Annotated in this window: 5 protein-coding genes; all 5 read right to left on the bottom strand. The window is 66.3% G+C overall.

Features of this window, described 5'->3' with window-relative positions; translation table 11 throughout:
• Positions 1-81: 81 nt before the first annotated feature.
• The 5 genes from AC1ECW_RS03255 to AC1ECW_RS03235 are packed head-to-tail and all read right to left on the bottom strand — an operon-like array spanning position 82 to position 6940.
• Positions 82-2598, bottom strand: a complete 2517-nt coding sequence (locus tag AC1ECW_RS03255; protein WP_481201204.1) for a glycosyltransferase family 2 protein — start codon at positions 2596-2598, stop codon at positions 82-84.
• 10 nt (positions 2599-2608) lie between these two features.
• Entirely contained in the window at positions 2609-4318 is a 1710-nt protein-coding gene (locus tag AC1ECW_RS03250; RefSeq protein WP_481201203.1) for a polysaccharide biosynthesis/export family protein, read from the bottom strand.
• A 10-nt stretch (positions 4319-4328) separates the two neighbouring features.
• Positions 4329-5435: a KpsE/RkpR family capsule polysaccharide export protein gene (locus AC1ECW_RS03245; protein WP_481201202.1), complete on the bottom strand. Its 1107-nt coding sequence runs from the start codon at positions 5433-5435 to the stop codon at positions 4329-4331.
• Complete coding sequence (locus tag AC1ECW_RS03240; protein ID WP_481201201.1) at positions 5432-6124, bottom strand: ABC transporter ATP-binding protein; 693 nt, start codon at positions 6122-6124, stop codon at positions 5432-5434. The genes AC1ECW_RS03245 and AC1ECW_RS03240 overlap by 4 nt, the downstream gene beginning before the upstream one ends.
• Positions 6125-6133: 9 nt before the next feature.
• The gene (locus AC1ECW_RS03235) at positions 6134-6940 is read right to left on the bottom strand and encodes an ABC transporter permease (RefSeq protein ID WP_481201200.1); all 807 of its coding nucleotides are present in this window, start codon (positions 6938-6940) and stop codon (positions 6134-6136) included.
• Positions 6941-6975: the final 35 nt, after the last annotated feature.

Genomic DNA, 6975 nt, shown 5'->3' with positions numbered 1-6975 from the left:
AGGGCCTCGGGCGCCCGCCAAGGCTGCGATGACGGGGCCTGAGCGGCACCGAGAACCCCGAACTGAACGACGCGAGCGCCCTCATGCCGGTTCAGCCTTCGGAAATGGGGTTATGCGAAGTGCCCAATCGGGGGTGATGACTTCGATGTCGTTGTTGATGAGGCCGAGCACCGTGCCGCGCGCCTGGGCCGCGGCGAAGTTGTTGAGGGCCGAGTAGTTGAAGGGGTGGTCGTAGGGCAGCACGCGCACGCGGCCGCCGCCGTGGTCACCGCGGGCCAGCGCCGCCAGGTAGGCCAGGGTGTCGGGGCAGGTGGACTGGTTGTCCACCACCAGCACCTCGAAGTGGGGGTAAGTGGTGCGCTGCAGGAGGGAGTCGATACACGTGCGTAGCACATCGATGCGGTCGCGCGTGGGCACGATCAGGCTCACCAGGGGCGCGGGCTCGGGCAGCGGCCAGCGGTGCCGGTAGATGCCGGGGGCCACGACGCTGACGCTCACACCGGGGTGGTGGGTATCGAAGTGGTCTTGCAGGGCGCGACGGCCGGCCTCGCTGGCGTAGTCCTTCTGGTCGTGGCCGCGGGCGGTGGAGCCGGGCGTCATGCGCCAGTGGTAGAGCACCTGGGGAATGTGGACGATGTCGTGCGGGTCGGCCACTTCGGCCACGCAGCGCAGCACGAGGTCGTAGTCCTGGCTGCCTTGAAAGCCTTCGCGGAAGCCACCCACGCGCTGGACGAGGTCGCGCCGGTACACGCCCAGATGCGAGATGTAGTTCTGCGAATAGAGCAGGTCGGGCGACCAGTCGGGCTTGAAGTAGGGGTCGCAGCGCTGGCCGGTGTCGTCGAGCTTGTCTTCGTCGCTGTAGAGAATCTGGGCGCTGGGCCGCCCCTGCAGGGCCTGGGCCACGGCAAACAAGGCGTGGGGCGCGAGCAGGTCGTCGTGGTCGAGCAGCACGACAAAGTCGCCGCTGGCCAGCGCCAGCGCGGTGTTGCTGGCCGCGACGATGTGGCCGTTGGTGGGGCGAAAGACGACCCGGATGCGCTCGTCTCGGGCCTGGTAGGCGCGCAGCACCTCATGGACGGCGGGGTCGGTGGATGCATCGTCGGCGATGCACAGTTCCCAGTCGGGGTAGGTCTGGGCCTGCACGCTGTCCAAACAGGCTCGCAACAGCTCGGGCGGGGTGTTCCACACGGGCAACACCACCGAAAACCGGGGGCGGTAGGTCCAGCGGCTGGCGATCGCTTCTTGTTCGGCGGGGCTGGGCAGGCCCGGGGTCTCGACCTCGTCGATCCACTGCGCGTAGCTCACCGGGGCCGCGCCGCTACGCTCGAACAGCGAGGCATAGGCCGCCCAAAGCGCGTCCATGGCCTGGGGCAGTGCGATGGCCCCCTGCGGCCCCGATGCCAAGCGCGAGCGGTAGCGCGGATGACGGTTGCGCAGCTTGCGCTCCATGCGGCTGCGGGCGAAGGACTCGGTCACCTTGACAAGCGCGAAGTGCTCGACCCGGAAGGGGCCGGGACGGGTCATCGGGTCGAAGCGCAGGCGCGCCGGGGCGGGCAGGTGAAGCAGCCGCTTGGCGAGCTGGCCTGAGCGCAGCGGCAGCAGCATGGCGCTGGCTTCGTCCTCGCCTGCGCCCGTGTCGATGTAGAAGCAGGCATCGGCGCGGGCCCCGGGCAGCTCCAGGCTGACCTCGGCCATGTACCAGCCGGCGGGCAGGCGGGCCGAGAGTCGCAGGCGCGGGTCGGGCCCGATGGCCTGGAAGCGCCGACCCGTCGGCTCCAGGGTGCAAAGGTCGTGCTCGATGTGCAGGTCGTCGATCGTCCAACGGCCGACCAAGCGCCGGACCCAGTGAGTGGCCCGGCGCCACCGGCTGCCGGCCAAAGCGGCGTGCACGGGTTCGAGGCCCAGGTGGTCCAGCCGGAAACGGCCTGGCGCGTCCATGGGATCGATGCGCAAGCCCTTGGCGACCCGCGACAGGTCCACTTCAGCCACCCAGATGCCCGTGGCAAGCCGGCCCATCGGCGTGGCTCTCAGCGCGCTATACCCGGTGCCATCGTGGCAATAGACCGTGGGCGACGGCGCAGTGGTTTCTGATTCGATGTGGAGCATCACGCGGTATCGCCCACGCCTTGGCGGCAATGCCAGGCGAATCTGCGGGTCGTTGTCAACGCAGCGCAGCGGCCAGCGCTCGTCGTCGGTGAGCTCGATCCCGAACAGCTGCTTCACACCGAGGCGGTGCAGCAGAGCCACGGTGCGGCAGCGTGAGTGCACCCAGGCCTGCGCAGGCGGCTGCTCGGCGGGCTGGCCTTGCTCGGGGCTCACGGTCAGCCCTTCGGTGACGCGCAAGGTCAAGGCCTCGATGTCGCGCCCAACGTAGAGCCACAGACACCCCGAGCCAGGCGCCACCGGACACTGGAGCGACAGGGCCTGCCACTGCAGGCCCGGGCCCTCTTTGGCCTGCAGTTCGACCAGGACGGTCGCGGGAAGCGTCCCGGGGTTGTGCACGGGCACGCCCACCCACCCGCGATAGGTGATGGGCACATGCTGCACACCCGCTCCCGAAGACACCGGGTGGTCGGCAGTCACCACGGCTGCGGTCATGCAAACACCCTCAAAGCCCGAGCAGCACCTTGGCCGACACAGCAATCTGGTACAGGATCTGGGTGATACCGCGGGTGATCTCGACGTTCTTGGTCTCGATCTTGGGCAGCACCATGATCTCGTCGCCTGGTTGCAGGCGGGCCACCTCGGTGCCGGGCACCACGCTGCCGTCCTGGCGCAGCACGATCAGGCGGGCCTTGTCGGCGCCCTGGTTGTAGCCGCCGGCGCGTTGCACGTAGTCGTCCACCGTGGCCTGAGGCTCGTACACCAGCGCGTTGGGGAAGAGCACCTCGCCGCTGACGAGGACGAGGTTGCTGGTCTCGGGCACGCGGATGATGTCGCCGTCTTCCAGCAGGGTGTCGGGGGCCTGGTCGCGCTGGGCCAGGATGACCTGGCCGCGCGGCTGCACGCTGCGGGCGCGGTCGATGAACTGCAGGATGAGCTCGGCCTCGCGGGTGCGCAGCGCGGCTTCCTCGCTGGTGGCGCTGCGGGCGGTGAGGGCATAGGTTTCGAGGCTGCGCAGCGAAGCGTCGAGCATTTCTTTCTGCCGCGTGGCCACCGAGCGGCGGTAAAGCTGGATGCCGGCCACGTTGGCCTGGGGCGCGGGCTTCAGGCGGGCCAGGGCGTCTTTCAGTCGGGCGCCATAGGGCAATACCAGGCTGCGCTCGCCCAGGTGGGCGCCCTCGATGCGCACGAGGATGGTGCCTGGGTATTTGTCGGAGGTGACGGTGACTTCGTCGCCGTCTTGGATCATCACCTGCGCGGCCGCTTCCAGCGCGTGGTATTCGCTGCGACGCTCGGCGCCGATCTTGCGCACGATGCTCAGGTGCGTGGCGCCGGGCCGCGGGCGGGCGATGGCGAGCAGCTCGCCGGCGGGCACAGCCGGTTTGGTGAACTCGAAGATGTAGGGGTTGAGCACCTCGCCGCCCACCTGCACGGTGTGCTTGCGCGGGTAGGCCACGATGGTGTCGCCGTCCTGAAGCTGCACGTGATCGATCTGCCCGTCCAGCAAGAAGCGGTAGAGGTTGAACTTCGCACGCACCTGGCCGCCGCGCAGCACGTCCACTTCGAGGTAGCTGCCGCGGTCGGGGTCGATGCCGCCGGCCTGGTCGAGGTAGTACAGCACCGAGTCGCTGCTCAGGCCCCCGTACAGGCCCGGCGCCCGCACGAAGCCGGTGACGTACACCTTCACGGGCTGGGCCGCTGCCAGCGAGGCATACACGCCCACGTTGGCACGGAACACGCGCTTGACCTGTGATTCGACCAGCTCGTTGAGTTCCTGGTTGCGCACGCCCAGCACGCGGATGGGCCCCACGTTGGGGATGAAGATGTTGCCCTGGGCATCCACGGGCTGGGTGGCGTCGAAGTTGAAGCCGCCCCACATGCGCACGGTCACCTGGTCGCCGATGGCGATCTGGTAGTTGGGGTTGAAGCCGGCGAAGGGCACCGCGCCAAAGCGGCCGGTGAAGATCTGCGAGCCGAACATCACCGGCTGCGCGGCGGTGAGCGGGTTGGGCGGCAGCGGGGCGGTCACGCCGGTGCCGGCGGCCGTGCCCTGGCCGGCGGCAGTGGGGGTGGCAGGGGGGGCCACCACGGCGCGCTGTTGCATCGGAGCCAGCTCAGTGGCTCCGCGCGGTCCGGTGTTGACCGGCTCACGCAGAGACTGGGGCTGAGCCATCAGCGGCATAGCGGCCAGCAAGGAGATGAAGGCTTGGCGCATCGTGGTGAAGTCAATCCAAGTGTTCGCGGATGGTGGCTACGATCAAACGGGTAACACCATATAAAAGGCAGCACACGACGAGCAGCGTGATGAGGTTGTAGACACGCCGCGGGTAAATGGCCTTCTGCGGCAACCCCGGCGGTTCGACCACGACCAAGCTCTTGAGCTTGCGCGTGGCGTCGATGCGGGCGTTCTCGACGGCACTGAGCGCCAGCTTGTAGGCGTCCTCAGCAAAGCCGGCCTGCAAGGTCAGATCTTGAAAGCGAGCGGCCTGTTCGTTCAGACGCTCGTTGTTGCTTCCCTGGGTGGCACGGCGGCGCTCGGCTTCCAGTTGCTTGGCCGTGGCCTGCACCTGATTCCTCAAAGCCTGCACCTGGAAGGAGTCTTCGTTGAGATAGCTGCGTAGGGCGCGCAGCTCGGTTTCCCGGCGGGCCAGGCTGGCTTGCAGCTCAGCCACCAAGGCACCGCTGGCTTGCGCCTGAGCCAGAGGGTCGAGCAGGCGGTTCTGACGCTGGAATTCAAGAACAGCGGCCTTGGCCGTCTGCAAGCGCTCGGCGGCACGGGCGAGCTCGGTTTCGGCAAACTGCATCTGCTCGCGGGCAATTCGCTGCGAGAAAGCGTTCACGAAGGCTTCGCTCTCGCGCAGAATCGCCGCGTTCAACTGTTGAGCGAACTCGGGCTCAAAGCCTTGCACTCGCACGGTGAGCAAAGCGGCCACATCGTCATAGAGCACTTCGACGCGGGCTCGGTAGTACTCGAGGAAATCTTCCTGACTGGTGTCGCTCCACAAGCGATAGAAGGGATCGAGGGTTTCCGATTCGAAGTGGGTACGCAGACCGAGTTCGGCGTCCAGCTTGTTGAGCAAGGCCAACGAATGAATGAACTGGCGCAGGTAAAGGGTGTCCTCACGCGACGGCGGTGTGATGCCGGCGAGCATCAATGCGGCCCCAGGCACGGGCGAGCTTCCCTGGTTTGCTTGTCGCACCGTGATGATGGATTCGCTGACGTAGCGATCGGCCGCCAAAGTGCCGAAGTACACCGAAGCCAGCACCATGGGTGCGGCGATGAGCAACAACGCGAGTCGCGTTGGCGTCAATATGGCGATCACCTTATTCATGCAGCGTGTTGTTGTGGGAGTGAAGGCGCCGTTGCCGCCGCCTGATAGGCAGCAATGCCTTGTTGCACATCGGAATAAAGCATCGCCTGCCCTTGACGTACCAACACAACGACATGGCAGTACTGGGCAATGTCACGCATGTTATGCGAGACAAGGATGATGCGTGAACGCTCGAGCTTGCTTTTGAAAACGTCTTGGCATTTGCGCTTGAACTGCGCATCGCCCACGGCCATGACCTCGTCGATGAGGTAGTAGTCGAAGTCGAAGGCCATGCTCAGGCCAAAGGCCAGGCGCGAACGCATGCCCGAGGAATAAGACTTCACTGGCAGATCGAAGTACTCGCCGATCTCGGCGAAGTCCTGCACGTAGCGAACCTTCTCGCGCAGGGCCTCGCCGCTGGCGCCATAGAGCCGGCAGACGAACTGCACGTTGTCACGCCCAGTGAGCGAGCCCTGGAAGCCGCCAGACAAGCCCACCGGCCAGGAGATACGGGCATGGGTGACGACGGCTCCCGAGTCCGGCGCGTCGATGCCGCCGATCAGGCGCATCAGCGTGGACTTGCCCGCACCGTTGGGGCCGATGAGGCCGATATTGGCTCCCTCGGGGAAGATGAAGTTCAGGTCGCGGAAAACATAGCGCCGTCCGTGCGGCGTGGGGTACGACTTGGTCAGGTGGCGCAATTCGATCATGCCACTGCCTCACGACGCCAACAGCCGATGGCGGCGCACCCGGTACAAACTCAGTCCCAGCATCAGCACCCCCATGGCCCAAGCGGCCACGTAAGCCACATCGATGCCGTCGGCCACGCGATACTGCGGGAAAAAGCAAGCTCGAGAACTCTCGATGGCGTGCAAGATGGGGTTCCACAGCAACCAATCCTGCACCTGCGGCGGCAGCGCACTGACCGGGAAGATGATGCCGGACATCAGGTACAGGGGCATGAAGCTGATGCGGATGAAGCTGCGGGCGTTGGGCAGCTCGTCGGTGGCCACGGCAAACACCAGACCCAGACCGAAGCCGAACACCAGCAACACGGCGCTGATGCCCATGAGCTCCAGCGGGCGGGCCGGCACCACGGTGAAGCCAATCCAGCCCATCACGCCCAGCATGATGAGATAGACCGCGCTGTACAGGGCCACCTCGAGCAGCGCGCGCGAGACGAGGGGGTCGATGGGCTTGACTTGGCGATAGCTGAACAGGCCGCGGTTGGAATCGACCGCTTCCATACCCCGAAGCGCCAAACTCTTGAACATGAAAAAGGGCACCAGCCCCACGAGCAAGAACATCGCGAAATCGACCCCGGGTACCACACGGTGCTGGAGGAAGCCGAAGAGCAGCATCAGGATCAGGATGTGGGCCAGCGGCTCGAGCAGCACCCAGAACACCCCCAGCCAGCGCCCGCCAAAACGGGTCTTCAGCTCCCGCAGGAACAGCGCAAACCACACCGAGCGCTGGACTTGCCACGGACTACGTTTAATAGAGGGGTGGGGTGGAACGTCGTTCATGCACTGCTGCTGGGGGGGGCCCGGTTGTGCGCCGC

Source organism: Caldimonas hydrothermalis (assembly GCF_056746695.1).
This window is presented reverse-complemented; position numbering and strand designations above follow the sequence as displayed.